A 1546-nucleotide genomic window follows, 5' to 3' on the forward strand; every position below is an offset into this window, starting at 1 on the left:
TTCAGACCGTAGACAAATATGGCAGCGAGTTATCCACACTCGCTGCCATATTTTTGCCTTATAAAGTAATCTGTATTTTATTTTCTCACAAAAACTATTTTTCCCATGTACAGGTGGCTTTGGTTGCCTCTTCCTGTGTTTCCATATTGCCAATTTCTTTAAATTCATGCACGCAAAAGTAAGCGTCGCCTGCATTTTTACCTTTTCCAGGCCACGCAGCATGGTATACCTTAAACCATGACGTTCCTTAGCATCTGCAAACACCCTCTCAATGGTTTCTCTGCGTTGCTTATAGATTTCCTTGTATTGGAATACATGCCGGTATTCCTCAGCATATTCCATATACTCTGACCATATATGGCGTGTCACAACCTTTGTATGGTTGCGGCTCATTGTACATTTTTCAATATATGGACATTGGCTGCATTCTAATGGATTGCTTTTATACTCACGGTAGCCTTCTCTATTAGTAGTAGAATAATGTAGCAGTTTGTTGGCTGGACATATATAGCAGTCATAGTATTCATCATAGACGTAATCAGTCTTTTTAAAGAAGCCCTTCTTGGTCATGGGACGTTTATATGGGACAACCGGTATCATGCCTCGCTGTATTATTTCTCGCATTATTCCAGGTGTCTTATATCCAGCATCCACTGCTACGGCTTTTATCTCAGACTTAAACACCTCCAGCTTCTTGAATACCTCATGAAACATCTGGCTGTCATGTATATTGCCAGCACCAAGATGAAATCCAAGCACAAAATTATGCTTGTCACAGGCTGTATTGGCAACATAAGCCAATTGACGCTCATGCTCACCTTTAACAAACATGCCGCTATCCGGATCGGTGGTGCTTACTGTACGCTTTATGGTTTTGTCATTGTTTCCATCACGGTCAAAGGGCTTCTTTCCCTTTTGGCTACGGTCATTATCAATTTCCTGATCCAGTTCAGATTTATACTGTGGTATAGGTTTGGTCACAGTGACCTTCTGAGTCTTATGCTTATTGGCACTAGCTTTTATATGGGTTCCATCAATAAAAACAGCACTGGCATCCACAAAACCGTTGTTTACAGCATCCTGTAGTATATGCTGAAATATTTTCTCAAATATATCTGTATCCTTGAACCGTCTCGTATAGTTCTTGCTGAATGTAGAAAAATGCGGTATAGGTTCTAAAAGCTCATATCCTATGAACCATCGGTATGCTGTATTTACCTCAATTTCCTTTATGGTTTGACGCATACTTCTTATACCAAATAGATATTGAATGAATATAATTTTAAACAGCGAAACTGGATCAATTCCAGGTCTGCCGTCTCTGCCGGAGGCATATAATCCCTCAACCTCATCATATATAAAGCTAAAATCTATAGCATCATCAATCAATCTAAGAATATGATCTGCTGGAACAAGGTCATCCAGGGTTATGAACTGCATCTGATGTTGTTTTGCACGATTCTTTTTCTTATACATAAAAACACCTCAATCATAATAATATTTTACCATGAATGGAGTGCCTTATGCTAGTTTGTCAACAATCTGA

At 39.1% G+C, this 1546-nt stretch carries 1 protein-coding gene; it reads right to left on the bottom strand.

Features of this window, described 5'->3' with window-relative positions; genetic code table 11:
- Positions 1-1476, bottom strand: a 1476-nt coding sequence (locus tag I6E26_RS10960; protein ID WP_235321903.1) for an IS1182 family transposase, incomplete at its 3' end; no start/stop codon positions are given.
- Between the last annotated feature and the right edge of the window lie 70 nt (positions 1477-1546).

Source organism: Anaerovibrio lipolyticus (assembly GCF_021531495.1).
Taxonomy (GTDB): Bacteria; Bacillota; Negativicutes; order Selenomonadales; family Selenomonadaceae; genus Anaerovibrio.